Source organism: Pseudomonas sp. 2835 (assembly GCF_050435905.1).
Taxonomy (GTDB): domain Bacteria; phylum Pseudomonadota; class Gammaproteobacteria; order Pseudomonadales; family Pseudomonadaceae; genus Aquipseudomonas.
In genome coordinates this window covers 45,502-62,354 of record NZ_JBNDLE010000004.1, presented here as the reverse complement: position 1 = coordinate 62,354, position 16,853 = coordinate 45,502, and the positions used below count along the sequence as shown (strand labels likewise).

Annotated in this window: 18 protein-coding genes; 11 read left to right on the top strand and 7 right to left on the bottom strand. The window is 62.0% G+C overall.

What is annotated here, in order from left to right; all coding sequences use genetic code 11:
- Positions 1-168: 168 nt before the first annotated feature.
- The 3 genes from ABIE20_RS06625 to sthA all read left to right on the top strand — a co-directional run bounded on the left by ABIE20_RS06625 (position 169) and on the right by sthA (position 4,270).
- A complete protein-coding gene (locus ABIE20_RS06625; protein ID WP_045194887.1) occupies positions 169-1,632 on the top strand; it encodes a glyceraldehyde-3-phosphate dehydrogenase in 1,464 nt (487 codons plus the stop codon).
- 73 nt (positions 1,633-1,705) lie between these two features.
- A complete protein-coding gene (locus ABIE20_RS06620; RefSeq protein WP_429503795.1) occupies positions 1,706-2,704 on the top strand; it encodes an FAD:protein FMN transferase in 999 nt (332 codons plus the stop codon).
- Between the two features lie 171 nt (positions 2,705-2,875).
- Positions 2,876-4,270, top strand: a complete 1,395-nt coding sequence (gene sthA, locus ABIE20_RS06615; protein ID WP_429503793.1) for a Si-specific NAD(P)(+) transhydrogenase — start codon at positions 2,876-2,878, stop codon at positions 4,268-4,270.
- 42 nt (positions 4,271-4,312) lie between these two features.
- Here sthA and ABIE20_RS06610 read toward each other — a convergent pair whose 3' ends face one another.
- On the bottom strand, positions 4,313-5,035 hold the full coding sequence (locus ABIE20_RS06610) for a glycerophosphodiester phosphodiesterase (RefSeq protein WP_429503791.1): 723 nt from the start codon (positions 5,033-5,035) through the stop codon (positions 4,313-4,315).
- Between the two features lie 28 nt (positions 5,036-5,063).
- Positions 5,064-5,651, bottom strand: a complete 588-nt coding sequence (locus ABIE20_RS06605) for a PilZ domain-containing protein (RefSeq protein ID WP_429503789.1) — start codon at positions 5,649-5,651, stop codon at positions 5,064-5,066.
- 94 nt (positions 5,652-5,745) lie between these two features.
- On the opposite strand from ABIE20_RS06605, the gene ABIE20_RS06600 reads away from it, so the two are divergent.
- The 3 genes from ABIE20_RS06600 (at position 5,746) to ABIE20_RS06590 (ending at position 9,004) form a co-directional block, all read left to right on the top strand.
- Positions 5,746-6,996, top strand: coding sequence for a lipoprotein-releasing ABC transporter permease subunit (locus tag ABIE20_RS06600; protein WP_045194878.1), 1,251 nt, complete (start codon positions 5,746-5,748; stop codon positions 6,994-6,996).
- 7 nt (positions 6,997-7,003) lie between these two features.
- Positions 7,004-7,687 carry a lipoprotein-releasing ABC transporter ATP-binding protein LolD gene (lolD, locus tag ABIE20_RS06595; RefSeq protein WP_176470402.1) on the top strand — a complete coding sequence of 228 codons (684 nt, stop codon included), beginning with the start codon at positions 7,004-7,006 and terminating at the stop codon, positions 7,685-7,687.
- A 72-nt stretch (positions 7,688-7,759) separates the two neighbouring features.
- Complete coding sequence (locus tag ABIE20_RS06590; protein ID WP_038999248.1) at positions 7,760-9,004, top strand: lipoprotein-releasing ABC transporter permease subunit; 1,245 nt, start codon at positions 7,760-7,762, stop codon at positions 9,002-9,004.
- Positions 9,005-9,108: 104 nt separating this feature from the next.
- Here the strand turns inward: ABIE20_RS06590 and ABIE20_RS06585 are convergent, their stop codons facing one another.
- Both ABIE20_RS06585 and ABIE20_RS06580 read right to left on the bottom strand, forming a co-directional pair.
- Positions 9,109-10,458 carry a heavy metal sensor histidine kinase gene (locus tag ABIE20_RS06585; RefSeq protein ID WP_429504264.1) on the bottom strand — a complete coding sequence of 450 codons (1,350 nt, stop codon included), beginning with the start codon at positions 10,456-10,458 and terminating at the stop codon, positions 9,109-9,111.
- Entirely contained in the window at positions 10,455-11,135 is a 681-nt protein-coding gene (locus tag ABIE20_RS06580; RefSeq protein ID WP_429503786.1) for a heavy metal response regulator transcription factor, read from the bottom strand. The genes ABIE20_RS06585 and ABIE20_RS06580 overlap by 4 nt, the downstream gene beginning before the upstream one ends.
- A 156-nt stretch (positions 11,136-11,291) precedes the next feature.
- Here ABIE20_RS06580 and ABIE20_RS06575 point away from each other — a divergent pair, with 156 nt between their 5' ends.
- Entirely contained in the window at positions 11,292-11,786 is a 495-nt protein-coding gene (locus ABIE20_RS06575; RefSeq protein WP_429503784.1) for a cupredoxin domain-containing protein, read from the top strand.
- A 67-nt stretch (positions 11,787-11,853) separates the two neighbouring features.
- A complete protein-coding gene (queF, locus tag ABIE20_RS06570) occupies positions 11,854-12,684 on the top strand; it encodes an NADPH-dependent 7-cyano-7-deazaguanine reductase QueF (protein ID WP_429503782.1) in 831 nt (276 codons plus the stop codon).
- A gap of 45 nt (positions 12,685-12,729) precedes the next feature.
- Here the strand turns inward: queF and ABIE20_RS06565 are convergent, their stop codons facing one another.
- Together ABIE20_RS06565 and ABIE20_RS06560 are read right to left on the bottom strand one after the other, a co-directional pair.
- Positions 12,730-12,993, bottom strand: coding sequence for a DUF4404 family protein (locus tag ABIE20_RS06565; protein ID WP_045194866.1), 264 nt, complete (start codon positions 12,991-12,993; stop codon positions 12,730-12,732).
- Between the two features lie 124 nt (positions 12,994-13,117).
- Positions 13,118-13,678: a phosphonoacetaldehyde phosphonohydrolase-related protein gene (locus ABIE20_RS06560; RefSeq protein WP_429503780.1), complete on the bottom strand. Its 561-nt coding sequence runs from the start codon at positions 13,676-13,678 to the stop codon at positions 13,118-13,120.
- Positions 13,679-13,867: 189 nt separating this feature from the next.
- Here ABIE20_RS06560 and ABIE20_RS06555 point away from each other — a divergent pair, with 189 nt between their 5' ends.
- Positions 13,868-14,569 carry an MlaA family lipoprotein gene (locus ABIE20_RS06555; protein WP_429503778.1) on the top strand — a complete coding sequence of 234 codons (702 nt, stop codon included), beginning with the start codon at positions 13,868-13,870 and terminating at the stop codon, positions 14,567-14,569.
- Positions 14,570-14,622: 53 nt separating this feature from the next.
- On the opposite strand, the gene ABIE20_RS06550 is transcribed toward ABIE20_RS06555, so the two are convergent.
- Positions 14,623-14,922 carry a PilZ domain-containing protein gene (locus ABIE20_RS06550; RefSeq protein ID WP_429503776.1) on the bottom strand — a complete coding sequence of 100 codons (300 nt, stop codon included), beginning with the start codon at positions 14,920-14,922 and terminating at the stop codon, positions 14,623-14,625.
- Between the two features lie 262 nt (positions 14,923-15,184).
- Here ABIE20_RS06550 and rssB point away from each other — a divergent pair, with 262 nt between their 5' ends.
- Entirely contained in the window at positions 15,185-16,369 is a 1,185-nt protein-coding gene (rssB, locus tag ABIE20_RS06545) for a two-component system response regulator RssB (RefSeq protein ID WP_429503774.1), read from the top strand.
- The gene (gene rssC, locus ABIE20_RS06540; RefSeq protein ID WP_038994382.1) at positions 16,366-16,848 is read left to right on the top strand and encodes an anti-sigma factor antagonist RssC; all 483 of its coding nucleotides are present in this window, start codon (positions 16,366-16,368) and stop codon (positions 16,846-16,848) included. The genes rssB and rssC overlap by 4 nt, the downstream gene beginning before the upstream one ends.
- Positions 16,849-16,853: the final 5 nt, after the last annotated feature.

The following is a 16,853-nucleotide window of genomic DNA, read 5'->3' as shown; positions in this document are numbered from 1 at the left end:
GAGGTCGAGCTCCAAGCGTTGCGACAAAGACGCCAATTGTACCGGGCGCAGGCCCGCGCTGTCAGGTTTGTGCAGGCTAAAAGCATGTAGTGCGATGTCTGGCGACAGGCGCTCATTGCCCGATGGGCTGCGGGGCGTCATAATGTAGCCCCTTTTTTCTGTCCCTACATGTGGAAGGTTCCCGTGACTCAGAAGCCCGACCAGTGTCTTGGTGAGTGGATTGATCGTGAAGCGCTTGCAGAAGCGATGATCCCGCTTATCGGTCAGCTCTACCGCAATAACAATGTGGTGAGCTCGATCTATGGCCGTAGCCTGATCAACCGCTCGGTGATCTCGATCCTCAAAGCGCACCGCTTTGCCCGTCATCGCCAGACCGACGAAACCGAACTGTCTGTACACGAGACATTCCCGCTGCTCAAAGCCATGAGCGAGCTGAAACTGGGCGCCGCTTCGGTCGACCTGGGCAAGCTGGCCAACAAGTTCAAGCAAGAAGGCAACGGCCGTACCGCCGAGCAGTTCGTGCGTGAAGAAATGGCTGATGTGGTTGGCCAGCAAAACGCTTCGGCACGCAAAGGCACCGACGTTGTGCTGTACGGCTTTGGCCGTATCGGCCGCCTGCTGGCGCGCATCCTGATCGAGAAAACCGGTGGCGGCGACGGCCTGCGTCTGCGCGCCATCGTCGTGCGCAAAGGCGCCGAGAACGATCTGGTCAAGCGTGCCAGCCTGCTGCGTCGTGACTCGGTGCACGGCCCGTTCGATGGCACCATCACCATCGACGAAGCCAACAACACCATCACCGCCAACGGCAACCTGATCCAGGTTATCTACGCCAAGAACCCGAGCGAAGTCGACTACACCCAGTACGGCATCGAGAATGCCCTGATCGTCGACAACACCGGTGTATGGCGCGACGCCGACGGCCTGGGCCAGCACCTGGCCTGCCCGGGCGCTGCCCGCGTGATCCTCACCGCACCTGGCAAGGGCGCGCTGAAGAACATCGTGCACGGTATCAACCATGGCGAAATCAGCGCTGATGACAAGATCATATCCGCGGCTTCCTGCACCACCAACGCCATCGTTCCTGTGCTCAAAGCGGTCAACGACAAGTTCGGTATCGTCAACGGTCACGTTGAAACCGTTCACTCGTTCACCAACGACCAGAACCTGATCGACAACTTCCACAAGGGCAGCCGTCGTGGCCGCGCCGCGCCACTGAACATGGTTATCACCGAGACCGGTGCCGCCACCGCAGCCGCCAAGGCACTGCCAGTGCTCAAGGGCAAGCTGACCGGCAACGCGATCCGCGTACCAACGCCGAACGTGTCGATGGCCATCCTGAACCTGAACCTGGAAAAGGCCACCAACCGCGAAGAGATCAACGAGTACCTGCGCCAGATGGCCATGCACTCGGACCTGCACAAGCAGATCGACTACGTGAGCTCCCAGGAAGTGGTTTCCACCGACTTCGTCGGTTCGCGCCACGCCGGTGTGGTCGATGCCGAAGCCACCATCTGCAACGATAACCGTGTTGTCCTGTACGTCTGGTACGACAACGAATTCGGTTACAGCTGCCAGGTAGTGCGCGTGATGGAAGACATGGCCGGCGTCAACCCGCCTGCTTTCCCACGCTAAGCTTGGCTTGATCGTGAAAGACGGGAACCTCAGGGTTCCCGTTTTTTTTGCCTGAATTTCTCCAGGAGGCTGGATGCGCAAGGCAGTGTTGATCGGTGCGTTGCTGGGCCTGGCCGGGTGCGGGCAGGGCGATACCCTTGAGCGTATCAGCGGCCCGACCATGGGCAGCAGCTACACCGTGCAGTATGTGCGTACGCCCCAGGGACCGGCGCCGGAGCAGGTCAAGCGTGAGGTCGAACGGGTTCTCGAGGGCGTCGACAGGCGTTTTTCCACCTACCGCAGCGACTCGCTGACCGAAGCCTTCAACAGGTTGCCGGCCAACAGCTGCCAGTCGATGCCGGCCGATGTGCTGGAGCTGGTACGGGTTGGCGAGCAACTGGCGTTACAGAGTGACGGCGCGTTTGACCTGACCGTGGAACCCTTGCTCGACCTATGGGGCTTCGGCCCGCAGTCGCGGATGGAAAAAGTACCCGATGCCCAGGCCCTGGCCGCCACTCGCCAGCGGGTCGGGCATGGGCATTTGCGCATAGTGGGCGAGCAGCTGTGCAAGGATGCGTCGGTGGAAGTGGACTTCAACAGCATCGCTGCCGGGCATGCGGTGGACCTGCTGGTGGAGCGGCTAAAAGCCCTGGGCATCGCGGATTTACTGGTCGAGGCGACAGGTGAGCTCAAGGCAGTCGGGCACAAAGCCGATGGCAGTGCGTGGAAAGTGGCGCTGGAATTGCCTCGCGAGGATCGCAAGATTGCCCAGCATGTGCTGGCTGTGGACGGTTTCGGTGTGTCCACCTCCGGTGACTATCGCAATTATTTCGAGGAGAATGGCCAGCGCTATTCACACACCTTTGATGCGCGCCTGGGAAAACCTGTGAAACACGACCTGGCGTCGGTAACGGTGTTTGACCGCTCGACGCTGATGGCCGACGGCTATTCGACCTTGCTGTTGATCCTTGGCCCCGAACGCGGGTGGGAGTTTGCCCAGAGGCACGGGATTGCCGCGGTGTTCGTGACCCGGGTTGCCGATGGCTTCGTCTCCCGCAGCACGCCGGGGTTTGCCCAGGTGCTGGTGAACTGACAATGAATACATGTAGTGCAGAGAAAAATAGCCTACGACGCGACCAAGGGTTAATGTGCGCGGCGTTCAAGCTTGATTAGACTGCACCCGAATTTTTGCATGGCGCCGCTGGCGGCATGAGGTAGCCCCGCCCGCCGATGTGGCGCGCGGGCCTGTTCTGAAGGAGTACGCATGGCTGTCTACAACTACGACGTAGTGGTGCTGGGTTCCGGCCCCGCAGGAGAAGGGGCGGCAATGAATGCTGCCAAAGCAGGACGCAAGGTGGCGATGGTCGATAGCCGTCGCCAGGTCGGCGGCAACTGCACCCACCTGGGTACCATTCCGTCCAAGGCCCTGCGTCACTCGGTGCGCCAGATCATGCAGTTCAACACCAACCCGATGTTCCGGGCCATTGGTGAGCCGCGCTGGTTCTCGTTCCCCGACGTGCTGAAAAGCGCCGAGAAGGTGATCTCCAAGCAGGTGGCCTCGCGCACCGGCTACTACGCCCGCAACCGCGTCGACGTGTTCTTCGGCACCGGCAGCTTCGCCGACGAGCAGACCATCGAAGTGGTCTGCGCCAACGGCGTGGTCGAGAAGCTGGTGGCCAAGCACATCATCATCGCCACCGGTTCGCGCCCGTATCGCCCGGCCGATATCGATTTCCACCACCCGCGCATCTACGATAGCGACACCATCCTCAGCCTCGGCCACACCCCGCGCAAACTGATCGTCTACGGCGCCGGCGTGATCGGCTGCGAGTACGCCTCGATCTTCAGTGGCCTGGGTGTGCTGGTGGAACTGGTGGACAACCGCGGCCAGTTGCTGAGCTTCCTCGACTCGGAAATCTCCCAGGCGTTGAGCTACCACTTCAGCAACAACAACATCACCGTGCGCCACAACGAAGAGTACGAGCGTGTCGAAGGCCTGGACAACGGGGTGATCCTGCACCTGAAATCCGGCAAGAAGATCAAGGCCGATGCCTTGCTCTGGTGCAACGGCCGTACCGGCAACACCGACAAGCTGGGCCTGGAAAACATCGGCATCAAGGTCAACAGCCGTGGCCAGATCGAAGTCGACGAGAACTACCGCACCCACGTGCCGAACATCTACGGTGCCGGTGACGTGATCGGCTGGCCGAGCCTGGCCAGTGCCGCCCACGACCAGGGCCGCTCGGCTGCGGGCAGCATCGTCGACAATGGCAGCTGGCGCTTCGTCAACGATGTGCCAACCGGCATCTACACCATTCCGGAAATCAGCTCGATCGGCAAGAACGAGCAGGAGCTGACCCAGGCCAAGGTGCCTTACGAAGTGGGCAAGGCCTTCTTCAAGAGCATGGCCCGCGCACAGATCGCCGGTGAGCCGCAAGGCATGCTGAAGATCCTGTTCCACCGCGAAACTCTGGAAATCCTCGGCGTGCACTGCTTCGGCTACCAGGCGTCGGAGATCGTCCACATCGGCCAGGCGATCATGGATCAGCCGGGTGAGCGCAATACCCTGAAGTACTTCGTCAACACCACCTTCAACTACCCGACCATGGCTGAAGCCTATCGGGTAGCGGCTTACGACGGCCTCAACCGGCTTTTTTGAGCGGCTCCGGCCGGTGGCCTGAGCCGGCCGGGGAGACCGATTTCAGCGATTCTCGAGGGTGGCGCTGGCCAAACCGGGAAAGTCTGTAATCAGGCTGTCTACGCCGAAGTCGGCGAGCCTGCGCATCAGCGCCGGCTCGTTGACTGTCCACACCGACACGTGCAACCCCTGGCGCTGGGCCTTGATCAGGCGCTCGGGGGTGCACAGTGTCCAGTTCAACGCCAGCAAGTTGCAGCCATAGTTCTGGGCGACCTTCAGTGGGTCGAGCCAGGCGTATTCGGCCACCAGTCCCCTTGAGATATCCGGTGTCAGCTCCAGCGCTGCGCCCAGTACTTCCCGTGAGCTGGAGGTGATGGTGATCTTGTCGAGCAGGCCGAACTGCTGGGCCATTTCACGGATCGCCAGCACGGTGGTGGCGGCGCGGGTGCGCGAGGCGCTCTTGACCTCAAGCTGCCAGTGCTCGAAATCACACTTTTCAAACAGTTCCTCAAGGCGCGGGATGGGGCAGGGCGAGACCCAGCCCGGGCCGCCTTTGCGCGCGTCGTAGGTGGCTAGATCGGCGGCGCTGTGTTCAACCACCTTGCCGCGCCGGCCGGTGGTGCGCTTGAGGCTGGGGTCGTGGATCACCATCAGCTGGTTGTCAGCCGACAGGTGCAGGTCGAGCTCGCAGCGACGCACGCCGTGCCCAAGGCACTGCTGGAAGCTGGCGAGGGTGTTTTCGGGGGCTTCGCCCTTAGCGCCGCGGTGGCCGTAAATCGTGGTCACGTCTGTTCCTTCAACAAATAAGTGAAACTCAGGAGGCGCTTGGCTCGTTCTGCTCCAGGGCCTGGCGTCGTTGTTGCGCTTGGCGTTGCAGGATGTAGCGGGCTAGTAGCTGGCGCTGGGCATCGGTGGTGTCGACGAACTCGGCGCCGATCTCGTACTGGCCGTCGGCCTGGCGGTCGCAATGGGTGACCTTGGCGCGCAGCAGCAGGCCCAGGGCCTGGGGCATCAGCACCATCTTCACGGCCACGCGCTCGCCGGCCGCCAGCGGCTCGGCGCGGTTGAACTCGATGCCGCCCTCGGACAGCACCACCGCCTGCGGCGCGCTCAATTGCCCGAGCAGGGTCTGCGCAACCACGGCACTGAGCAAGTCGATGCGTTTGTTCTGGGCCTTGAGAAAGGCCGCCAGGGTGCGGTCCTTGTCACTGAGCTGGCGCAGCAGGTGCTGGGACTCGAACTCGCTCAGGTGCAGTTCACTGAGCAGGTTGAACAGCGGTGAAGTATCTTGCAACAAGTCCGTGCCAAGCGCTTCGGCGGCGCTCAACGGGCTAATTTCCAGTGCGATCCGATCCTCGATACGGTAGTATTCGCGGCGATCTTCTTCATCTAATGTCGACATGGCGAACCCATGGTAGCGGCGGTGGTCTGAGTGTAAAGCTGCTAATCAAGCCCCGCCACAAGGACGTTCCTCTTTCATCCGAACAAGCCCCGACATGTTCAGACCTCTCTTCGTATTCATCGGCACGCGTTATACCCGTGCCAAGCGTCGCAACCACTTCGTCTCGTTCATTTCCCTGACCTCGATGATCGGCCTCGCCCTGGGCGTTGTCGTGATGATCGTGGTGTTGTCGGTCATGAACGGCTTCGATCACGAGATGCGCACCCGGGTGTTGGGCATGGTGCCCCACGCCACACTGGAAACCGGCCAGCCGATCAACGACTGGCCCGCCCTTGCCAGTCAAGTAAAGCAGAACCCGCAGGTTCTGGCGGTGGCGCCCTTCACCCAGATGCAGGGCCTGCTGACCCATGACGGCAAGGTGCAGAAGGTGCTGCTCAACGGCATCGACCCGGCCCAGGAGCGCAAGGTCTCGATCATCGACGACTTTATCCGCGAGGGTAAGCTCGATGACCTGGCCCCCGGCGGCTTTGGCATCATGATCGGCGACAAGGCGGCGGCCAAGCTGGGCGTCGGCATCGGCGACAAGCTGACCTTCGTCGCTCCTGAGGTCACCGTGACCCCAGCCGGCATGTTCCCGCGCATGAAGCGTTTCACCGTGGTCGGCATTTTCCATGTCGGCGCCGGTGAAATCGACGGCTACCTGGGCCTGACCAACCTGTCGGACCTGTCGCGTCTGCACCGCTGGAAGGCCGACCAGGTCCAGGGCTTGCGCCTGAAGTTCGACGACCTGTTCCAGGCCCCCCGGGTTGCCTGGGACATCGCCCAGAAGCTGGGCGAGCAGGAGTTCTACGCCCGCGACTGGACCCGCAGCCACGGCAACCTGTACCAGGCGATCCGCATGGAAAAAGCCATGATCGGCCTGCTGTTGCTGCTGATTGTCGCGGTGGCGGCGTTCAACATCATTTCCACCCTGGTAATGGTGGTCAACGACAAGAAGGGCGACATCGCCATCCTGCGCACCCTGGGTTCGACGCCCGGGCAGATCATGGCCATCTTCATGGTCCAGGGCACGGTGATCGGCGTGGTCGGCACCCTGATCGGCGCCCTGGTGGGCATTTTCGCTGCGCTCAATGTCAGCGCCGCGATCGCCGGCATCGAGACCCTGATCGGGCACAAGTTCCTCAATGCCGACGTCTACTTCATCGACTACCTGCCTTCGCAGATCATGGCCGAGGACGTGTGGATGGTCTGCGGTGCGGCATTGGTCCTGAGTTTCCTCGCCACCCTGTATCCGGCCTGGCGTGCGGCACGCACCCAGCCTGCGGAGGCGCTACGTTATGAGTGAGTTGGGCATGAGTGATAAAGCAGTGCTGAGTTGCCGCAACCTGGGCAAGTCCTACGAGGAAGGCCCGGAGAAGGTCCAGGTGTTGTCCGGCCTGCAGCTGGAGCTGCACCCGGGCGAGCGGGTGGCAATCGTCGGTAGTTCAGGTTCTGGCAAGAGTACCTTGCTCAACCTGCTCGGCGGCCTCGATACCCCGACCGAAGGCAGCGTCTGGCTGGCCGGCGAAGAGCTCTCGGCGTTGGGCGAGCGTGCCCGCGGCCTGCTGCGCAACCGCGCCCTGGGCTTCGTCTACCAGTTCCACCACCTGCTGCCGGAGTTCACGGCGCTGGAGAACGTGTGCATGCCGCTGTTGATCGGCCGCACTGCCATCCCCGAAGCGCGCGAGCGCGCCGAAGCGCTGCTCAAGCGCGTGGGCCTGGGCCATCGCCTGAGCCACAAGCCGGCCGAGCTGTCCGGTGGCGAGCGCCAGCGCGTGGCCATCGCCCGGGCGCTGGTCAATCGTCCAGGGCTGGTGATGCTCGACGAGCCTACCGGCAACCTTGACCATCACACCGCCCAGGGCATCCAGGACCTGATGCAGGAGCTCAGCAGTTCCTCGCAAACGGCCTTCCTGGTGGTGACCCACGATCTCAACCTGGCGCGCCAGATGGACCGTGTACTGCGCCTGGATGACGGGCACCTGGTACCGATCTGATTGCCCGCGCAACGTGCCCGCCGATGTCAGGCGGGCACCTGGTTCCTTTTCTTTACCCGGGTGCTTTCGTTCATGTTCAGACCCTTGTCTATTTTCATCGGCGCGCGCTACACCCGCGCCAAGCGCCGCAACCATTTCATCTCGTTCATTTCCATGACCTCGATGATCGGCCTGTCCCTGGGCGTGTTGGCGATGATCGTGGTGCTGTCGGTGATGAACGGCTTCCAGCGCGAAATGAGCTCGCGGATCCTCGGCATGGTGCCGCACGCCAGCGTGCTCGGTGCCCAGCCACTGGATGACTGGCGGCCGGTGGCGGCGCAAGCCTTGAAAAACCCTGAAGTGATCGCCGCCGCGCCATTGACCGAGATGGAAGGCATGCTTTCCTACAAGGGCTCGATGCAGCCGATCCAGGTCAGCGGCATCGACCCGGCCGAGGAGGGCAAGGTCTCGATCGTCGCCCAGCATATCGTCCAGGGCAGCCTTGAAGACCTCAAGCCTGGCGAGTTCGGCGTGGTCATCGGTGAAATCACCGCGCGACGCTTTCGCCTCAATGTCGGCGACAAGTTGACCCTGATCGTGCCGGAAGTCAGCAGCGCACCGGGTGGCATCACCCCGCGCATGCAGCGCCTGAACGTGGTCGGGGTATTCAAGGTCGGCGCCGAGCTGGATGGTTCACTGGGCCTTATGCACATGGCCGACGCCGCGCAGATGCAGCGCTGGGCGCCTAACCAGGTGCAGGGCGTACGCCTCAAGGTCAAGGACCTGTATGCGGCGCCGCAGGTGTCCAAGGCAATTACCGCAAGCCTTGGCGAGCAGTATCGCGCCGATGACTGGACCCACACCCAGGGCAGTCTGTTCAGCGCGATGAAGATGGAAAAGACCATGATCGGCCTGTTGCTGCTGCTGATCATCGCCGTGGCGGCGTTCAACATCATTGCCACGCTGATCATGGTGGTCAACGACAAGGGCGCCGATATCGCCATCCTGCGCACCATCGGCGCCACGCCGGCGCAGATCATGGGCACCTTCATGGTTCAGGGCAGCCTGATCGGCATCGTCGGTACCTTGATCGGCGGCGTGCTGGGGGTGATTGCAGCGCTGAACGTCAGCCAGATCGTCGGCTGGCTGGAGCGGGTCAGTGGCCAGCACATCTTCACCTCGGACGTATACTTCATCAGCACCTTGCCGTCGGAGCTGCAATGGGGTGACGTGGCGCTGATCTGTAGCGCTGGCCTGATCATGAGCTTCCTGGCAACGCTGTACCCGGCGTGGCGGGCTTCGCAGGTAGAGCCGGCGTACGCCTTGCGTTACGAGTGACGGCCGTTACGGCCGCGCTGCGGCCGATCGCTGGCAAGGCCAGCTCCCACAGGGTCTGATGTAGGCAGGGCCGTTGTGGGAGCCGGCGTTGCCGGCGATAAGGGTTACACCGTCGGCAAGTCGATCACAAACCGCGTCCAGCCCCCAGCCGACTCCCCACGAATGTTCCCGCCATGCGCCTGCACGATCGAGCGGGTAATTGCCAGTCCCAACCCCGCGTGCTCGCTGCTGCCTTCGCGCCGCGCCGGATCTGCCCGGTAGAAGCGATCGAACAGCTTGGGCAGCAACGCCGGGTCAATCGGCTCGCCGCGGTTGGCCACCTGCAGCCGCACCCCATCTTGACGTTGTTCGATGGTTACACGAATCTCGCCGCCGGCCGGGGTAAAGCGCAGGGCATTGTCGAGCAAATTGGACAGCGCCCGGCGCAGCATATGCCGATCGCCTGCAAGCGGCGCCTGGCCCTCGCGGCTCAAGTTCACTTCGGCGTCTTCGGCCAGCGGCGCGTAGTACTCGAGCAAGGCATCGGCCTCGTCTTCAAGTGCCAGTTGCTGGCGGCTGGGCATCAGTAAACCGTGGTCAGCCTTGGCCAGGTAGAGCATGTCGTTGACCAGTTGCGCCATCCATTGCAGCTCTTCTAAGTTGCTGTGCAGCGCCTCGCGGTATTCGTCCAGGCTGCGCGGCCGGGTCAGGGTTACCTGGGTGTGGGTCAGCAGGTTGGACAGCGGCGTGCGCAGCTCGTGGGCAATGTCGGCAGAGAACGCCGAGAGGCGCTGAAAGGCATCGTCCAGGCGTTCGAGCATGGCGTTGACGGTCTGCGCCAGTTCCGCCAGCTCCACCGGCATTTGCCCTTCGGGCAGGCGCGTGGTCAACGAGCGTGCCGATACCCCGGAGGCCACTTCGCCCATCTGCCGCAATGGCCGCAGCCCGCTGCGTGCGGCCCAGGCACCCAGCAGCGCGGTCGCCAGCGCCGAAAGGCCGACGGTCAGCCAGATCAGCTGTTGCATGCGCTGGAGGAAATGCTGGTGGTGGGTGATGTCGAGAAACAGCGTCAGCTGCGCGTCGCCGCCGTTGAGGTTGACGCACAGGCTGCGAAAGTCGACGCCGCTGCTGTGCAGGGTGGTAAGGCCGAGCACCTGCGGTGAATCGGGCAGGCCGGTCTGGCTGTCGAACCAGATGCGCCCGTCGCGGCCGCGAATACGCACGGCAAGGTCGGCCTGGTGGCTGAGTTCAGTCTGCAGGGCGGGCAGGCGCGGGGCAAGGCTGGCAGGGTCATCCACGCCTTCAAGCATCTGCCGCAACAGCGACAGGCGGCTGTTGAGCAATTGCTGGTCAAGTTCAATGAAGTGGGTGGCGCTGGCGCGGCTGAAAAGGATACCGGCAGTCAGCGACACCACTGCCGTGCAGGCGGCGAACAAAAGCGCCAGGCGGCTACCGAGGGACAGGCGAGGCATCAGGCGCTGCGCTCTTCAAGCACATAACCCATGCCGCGCACGGTATGGATCAGCTTGTTGTCGTGGGCATCGTCGATCTTCAGGCGCAGGCGGCGGATAGCCACTTCGATGACGTTTGTGTCGCTGTCGAAATTCATGTCCCACACTTGCGAGGCAATCAGCGACTTGGGCAATACTTCACCCTGGCGGCGCAACAATAGTTCGAGCAGGGCGAATTCCTTGGCGGTCAGGTCAATGCGCTGGCCTGCGCGTTCGACCCGGCGGCGGATCAGGTCCAGGCGCAGGTCGGCCAGGCCCAGGCTGGTTTCCTGCGCCGGGCTGCTGCCGCGGCGCAGCAGGCTGCGCACCCGTGCCAGCAGTTCGGAAAAGGCGAAAGGTTTGACCAGGTAATCGTCGGCGCCCAGTTCCAGGCCATGCACGCGGTCTTCGACGGCGTCGCGGGCGGTGAGGAACAGCACCGGGATTTCCAGGCCGGCGGCACGCACCGCCTGGAGGATCTGCCAGCCATCGCGGCCGGGCAACATCACGTCAAGGATGAGCAGGTCGTAGTCGCCGGTCAGGGCCAGGTGCTGGCCGCTGTTGCCGTCGCTGGCAAGTTCGGTGGCGAAGCCTGCTTCACTGAGGCCCTGACACAGGTACTGGCCGGTCTTGGTCTGGTCTTCGACGATCAACAGTTTCATCGGCTGGCTCATTAGCGTGGATTGCCGGAGGGTTATACCGCGCCGGGCGTGGCGGGTGGCCAAGCTGACAAAGTTGTAATGTTTTTGTCAGGTGACTGCCAGCGGCGGTTTTCTACAGTGAAGCCTGAATCGTCGCAACCCTGGAGTGGGCTTGAAATGAAACACCTTTTTGTCGTCGGCGCCCTGGCGCTGTTCAGCCTTCCAGCCCTGGCGTCGCCCGCGCATTCCTACGCCTTTGGCCAGCCTGCGCCTGCGAGCAAGGCCACCCGCAGCGTCGAGGTAGTGATGGGCGACATGTACTACGCGCCTCGCAGCCTTGAGGTCAAGGCCGGGGAGACCGTGCGCTTCGTGTTGGTCAACAAGGGCGCGGTAGTCCATGAGTTCAGCCTGGGTGATGCTGTGATGCACGCCAGGCATCAGAAAGAAATGCTCGCCATGCAGGGCCAGATGGACCATTCCGCCATGGGGCACGGCGGTATGGACCATGGCGCAAGCATGCAGCATGACGATCCGAACACGGTGATGGTCGAGCCCGGCAAAAGCGCTGAGCTGACGTGGACCTTCAGCCAGTCGACGCCGATCGAGTTCGCCTGCAACGTGCCCGGCCATTATCAAGCAGGCATGGTCGGCAAGCTGACCATCGGCCAATAACAGCCGATTGCCCAATGCATGGCCTAAACCGATAAACTAGGCGCATTTGCTCCTACAGGTTTTAGCCATGCATCCTGCCGCCGAACATTCACCGCTGGGTAAATCCAGCGAATACGTCTCCACCTACACGCCGTCGCTGCTGTTCCCGATCCCGCGGGCGGCAAAATGGGCCGAGCTGGGCGTCAGCGCCCAGACCCTGCCATGGCAGGGCGTCGATTTCTGGAACTGCTTCGAGCTGTCCTGGTTGCTGCCGTCGGGCAAGCCGGTGGTGGCCATTGGCGAGTTCGCCATCCCGGCCGACTCGCCGAACATCATCGAGTCGAAGTCGTTCAAGCTGTACCTCAACTCGTTGAACCAGACCGTGTTCGAGTCGCCAGCGGCGTTACAAGCGTGCCTGGTCAAGGACCTCTCCGCTGCTGCCGGCAAGCCGGTGGGCGTGCAGATCCGCAGCCTGGCCGAGGTCGAAGGGCAGGGCGTGGTCGGCTTGCCGGGGGTGTGCATCGATGAGCTGGATGTCAGCATCAGCAATTACGAGCAGCCGCAACCGGAACTGCTGCGTTGCGACAGCGCCAACATTGTTGAAGAAACCCTGCACAGCCATTTGCTCAAGTCCAACTGCCCGGTCACTGGCCAGCCGGACTGGGGCAGCGTCACCGTGCACTACCGTGGCGCGGCGCTGGATCATGCCAGCCTGCTGACCTACCTGATCAGCTTCCGCCAGCATGCTGACTTTCACGAGCAATGCGTCGAGCGCATCTACCTGGACCTCAAGCGCCTGCTCAACCCTGAGCACCTGACGGTCTATGCCCGTTACGTGCGCCGCGGCGGGCTGGATATCAACCCGTACCGCAGTACTTCACAGGTGACCCTTCAGAACCTGCGACTGGTTCGCCAGTAACGAAAAAGCCCCGTTCGATGACGGGGCTTTTTTATTCAGGTGGGCTTAGATGCCCATGCTTTGCAGGCTCTGAACGATATTGCGCAAGGTGGCGGTCAGGCCCGGGTGCTCGACTTCAAAGCGCTCCACGGCGAGGTTGACGCCATCGACCAGGTTGTTGTCCTTGGTCGCGGCTTCCAGCTTGATCTCGGCCTCGATCTTCTCCATCAACTCATGCAGGTGTTGGCGCTCTTCTTCTGAAAGCGGCGGGTTCTGCTCCAGTTGCTCGCGCAGCTCAGTGAGTTGCTTTTGCAGTTCTTGGGCAGGCATGGGTGTTCTCCCTCTATGAATAGGCACAGTCATGGACCCCGTTAGCGGGTGAAAGGTCCATGCCCTGTCTACTAGAGTAATCCACCGGCTGGCGCTTTGCATGACCCTGATCAAAGGTGCTGTTTCAGGGTTTTTCACCTTTGCGCCGGCGCTGGCCGATGTCTGCCAGGCAGTCGGCCAGGGCTTCGAGGTGGTCGATCACCGAGTGCACGCCGAGGGCAAACAACTGCAAGGTGGCCTGGCCGCGCTGGCGTTCCTGCTCTTTGGCGCCAAGCGCCTGCCACTGGCTGCTGGGCCCGCAGGCGGCGAGGCCGATGGTCCACAACCCGGCATTGAGGCCCGATTGCAGCAGGCGCGGTTCGCCACTGACCAGCACGCAACCGTCGAGTTTGCCCGCCTTTAGGCTCATCAGCGCCTGCCAGCAGGCATCCGGTGCGGGCCAGGGGGTGTTGCAGGCCGGGTAGGCGTTGAGCCAGGCCGGCAACGAGCTCGCCAGTTGCCGGCCATCTGCCGCGGGCAGTTCATCTAGCCAGGCACAAGGAACCTTTTGCTCATGCAGCCAGTCAAGGGTGGGCAGCGCGCCCGGGGTGGGGCGGGGCGCCTGAGCGTCAGGGCCCGGATTGACTTCGACAAGGCAGCCGCGCAAGCCGAACAGCAGGGCAGTGATGGCGGGGGAGTCTGGCATGGCAACGTCCCTGAAATACTTTGCAGGCTACGCTTGGGTTGTTACTTTTTGGTGACGCTGCCGATACACAGTTGTTCACATTTTTGCGACGTTGTTTATGCCAAGCTGCTTAACGGCAGCAGAGCCTTTATACTTGCTTCATTTTTGGCGTAGGACGCGTGGCGTCTGCCTAGTTCGAGGAGTAACACTATGCGTAGGATCGGCCTGATCGATCGGATGACCCGGGCTTGTGTCTGTGCCGGCCTGCTGTTGGCGCCTGTCGTCGCGGCCCAGGCGGCCACTGAAGAAGATCCCTGGGAAAGCATCAACCGGCCGATCTTCCGCTTCAACGACACGCTAGACACCTACGCGCTCAAGCCGCTGGCACAGGGTTACCAGGCGGTCACCCCGCAGTTCCTCGAAGACGGCATCCACAACATGTTCCGTAACCTGGGCGACGTCACCAACCTGGCCAACAACGTGCTGCAGCTCAAGCCGCACGCAGCCGGCGTCGACACCGCGCGGCTGATCGTCAATACCACCTTCGGCATTGGCGGGTTCTTCGATGTCGGCACCAAGATGGGCCTGCAGCGCAACGACGAAGATTTCGGCCAGACCCTCGGCTACTGGGGCGTGGGCAGTGGCCCGTACGTGATGCTGCCGTTGCTCGGCCCGAGCACCGTGCGCGATGCCATCGCCAAATACCCGGACACCTATACCGAACCCTACCGCTACATCGACCACGTGCCGACCCGCAACACCGCCGCGGCCGTCGATGTAGTCGATACCCGCGCCAGCCTGCTGTCGGCAGAAAAGCTGATCAATGGCGACAAATACATCTTCATTCGCAATGCGTATCTGCAAAATCGCGAATTCAAGGTCAAGGATGGCGAAGTCGTCGACGACTTCTGATCTGTGCGGGCAAACAAACGGCGACCTTCAGGTCGCCTTTTTTGTGTCTGCAATTATTTCATGCTGAGGATGCGCAAGCCGAGTTTCTGCTGGCCTTCTGGCTGGTCGGCAATCCACACCACCTCTGTGCTCGCTTCCAGGCCCTTGAGCGCCGGATGGTCGGAATCGATACGCACCTCGAGTTTATCGCCAACCGTGAACGGCTGCGGCGCCTGGACCTGCATGCCACTGCTGGAGAGGTCCAGGCAGACGGCGGCGATGACTTGCCCCTGGTGGATCAGGCTTATATCTGCTTCCACCCGCATGCGAATGAAATCGCGCTTCTCGCTGTAGTCCGTGGGCACTGAACTCATGTCTGCATCCTTTCATTGCGTTGCGGTTGAAGGGGTTTTTATAACTCCCGGTGCTTTCGGCTGTAAAGAGCATCGGCGACCATCGGTGTGCCCTTGAAACGCCCGGCGGATGGGAGTACCGTCTGCGCCTTACAAGGCACCTCTGCTATTTGCCGGACAGGTTTTCATGTCCTACAACTCATAGAAGAGTAGCTCGAAGTGAATCCAGTACGTGGGCCGCGGCTCACCTACGCCCAACCTATTCCTGGCGCCGTTTGCCCACATGCAGAAAACCAGTGCAACGCTGCTGATAATCGATGACGACGACGTCGTACGTGCGAGTCTTGCCGCCTACCTGGAAGACAGCGGTTTCAGTGTCCTGCAGGCAGCCAATGGCCAGCAGGGCCTCCAGGTCTTCGAACAGGAACACCCTGATCTTGTGATCTGCGATCTGCGCATGCCGCAAATGGGCGGCCTGGAGCTGATTCGCCAGGTAACCGAGCGCGCGCCGGAACTGCCGGTAATCGTGGTCTCCGGTGCCGGGGTGATGAACGACGCCGTCGAAGCCCTGCGCCTGGGTGCGGCCGACTACCTGATCAAGCCGCTCGAAGACCTCGCAGTGCTGGAGCATTCGGTACGCCGGGCGCTGGACCGCGCACGCCTGGTGCTGGAAAACCAGCGCTACCGGGAAAAGCTCGAAACCGCCAACCGCGAACTCGAGGCCAGCCTGCACCTGCTGCAGGAAGACCAGACCGCCGGGCGCCAGGTGCAGATGAACATGCTGCCGGAAAGCCCCTGGGTGGCCGACGACCTGTCGTTCGAGCACCAGATCATTCCGTCGCTGTACCTGTCGGGCGACTTTGCCGACTACTTCCGCGTCGATGAAAGGCGAATCGCCTTTTACCTGGCAGACGTTTCCGGGCATGGCGCTTCATCGGCCTTCGTCACCGTGCTGCTGAAGTTCATGACCACGCGCCTGCTGTTCGAATTCAAGCGCGGCGGCAACTTGCGTGACTTCAAGCCTTCGGAAGTGCTCGGGCACATCAACCGCGGCCTGATCAACTGCAAGCTGGGCAAGCATGTGACCATGGTCGGCGGTGTAATCGACGAAGATACCGGTATCATGACCTACAGCATCGGTGGTCACCTGCCGTTGCCAGTGCTTTATACCCCGGGCCAGAGCCGTTACCTGGAAGGCCGTGGATTGCCGGTCGGCTTGTTCGAGGAGGCTACCTACCAGGACCACGTCCTGGAGTTGCCGCCGCAGTTCAGCCTGACCCTGCTGTCTGATGGCATTCTGGACCTTTTGCCTGGTGACACACTCAAAGATAAAGAGGCGGCCCTGCCTGAAATCATCAAGGCCGCAGGGGGCAGTCTGGATGGGCTGCGCCAACGATTCGGATTAGCTACGCTTGGGGAGATGCCGGATGATATCGCCCTATTGGTGTTGAGCAGGAACCTTCAATGAGTACGGGTAGAATCCAGTTCGCCGAGCAGAATGGCACCTTCGTGCTGAAGTTTGTCGGTGAAGTGCGCCTGACCTTGTGTTCGGCGCTGGATGCGACGATTGAAAAGATCTTCACGGCGCTGAATTTCTCGGCGATCGTCATCGATTTGACAGAAACCCACAGCATCGACAGCACCACCCTGGGCTTGCTCGCCAAGCTCTCGATCCTGTCGCGGCAAAAGGTCGGGCTGTTGCCAACGGTGGTCACCACCCACGCCGACATCACCCGCCTGCTGCAGTCGATGGGCTTCGACCAGGTGTTCAACATCGTTGACCGGCCGATCCCGTGCCCCGAGTGCCTGACTGACCTGCCGTCCCAGGATCAGAACGAAGACGTGGTGCGCTCCAAAGTGCTTGAAGCGCACAAGATCCTCATGGGCCTGAACGACTCCAACCGCGAAGCCTTCCACGACCTGGTCAACGCTCTCGAGCGTACCTGATCGGC

Coding starts and splice junctions, on each gene's coding strand:
- ABIE20_RS06555 (WP_429503778.1), top strand. CDS start 13,868: ATGCGTAGGATCGGCCTGATCGATCGGATGACCCGGGCTTGTGTCTGT.
- ABIE20_RS06625 (WP_045194887.1), top strand. CDS start 169: ATGTGGAAGGTTCCCGTGACTCAGAAGCCCGACCAGTGTCTTGGTGAG.
- rssC (WP_038994382.1), top strand. CDS start 16,366: ATGAGTACGGGTAGAATCCAGTTCGCCGAGCAGAATGGCACCTTCGTG.
- sthA (WP_429503793.1), top strand. CDS start 2,876: ATGGCTGTCTACAACTACGACGTAGTGGTGCTGGGTTCCGGCCCCGCA.
- rssB (WP_429503774.1), top strand. CDS start 15,185: ATGCAGAAAACCAGTGCAACGCTGCTGATAATCGATGACGACGACGTC.
- ABIE20_RS06560 (WP_429503780.1), bottom strand. CDS start 13,678: ATGCCAGACTCCCCCGCCATCACTGCCCTGCTGTTCGGCTTGCGCGGC.
- lolD (WP_176470402.1), top strand. CDS start 7,004: ATGAGTGATAAAGCAGTGCTGAGTTGCCGCAACCTGGGCAAGTCCTAC.
- ABIE20_RS06550 (WP_429503776.1), bottom strand. CDS start 14,922: ATGAGTTCAGTGCCCACGGACTACAGCGAGAAGCGCGATTTCATTCGC.
- ABIE20_RS06590 (WP_038999248.1), top strand. CDS start 7,760: ATGTTCAGACCCTTGTCTATTTTCATCGGCGCGCGCTACACCCGCGCC.
- ABIE20_RS06605 (WP_429503789.1), bottom strand. CDS start 5,651: ATGTCGACATTAGATGAAGAAGATCGCCGCGAATACTACCGTATCGAG.
- ABIE20_RS06580 (WP_429503786.1), bottom strand. CDS start 11,135: ATGAAACTGTTGATCGTCGAAGACCAGACCAAGACCGGCCAGTACCTG.
- queF (WP_429503782.1), top strand. CDS start 11,854: ATGCATCCTGCCGCCGAACATTCACCGCTGGGTAAATCCAGCGAATAC.
- ABIE20_RS06620 (WP_429503795.1), top strand. CDS start 1,706: ATGCGCAAGGCAGTGTTGATCGGTGCGTTGCTGGGCCTGGCCGGGTGC.
- ABIE20_RS06600 (WP_045194878.1), top strand. CDS start 5,746: ATGTTCAGACCTCTCTTCGTATTCATCGGCACGCGTTATACCCGTGCC.
- ABIE20_RS06575 (WP_429503784.1), top strand. CDS start 11,292: ATGAAACACCTTTTTGTCGTCGGCGCCCTGGCGCTGTTCAGCCTTCCA.
- ABIE20_RS06565 (WP_045194866.1), bottom strand. CDS start 12,993: ATGCCTGCCCAAGAACTGCAAAAGCAACTCACTGAGCTGCGCGAGCAA.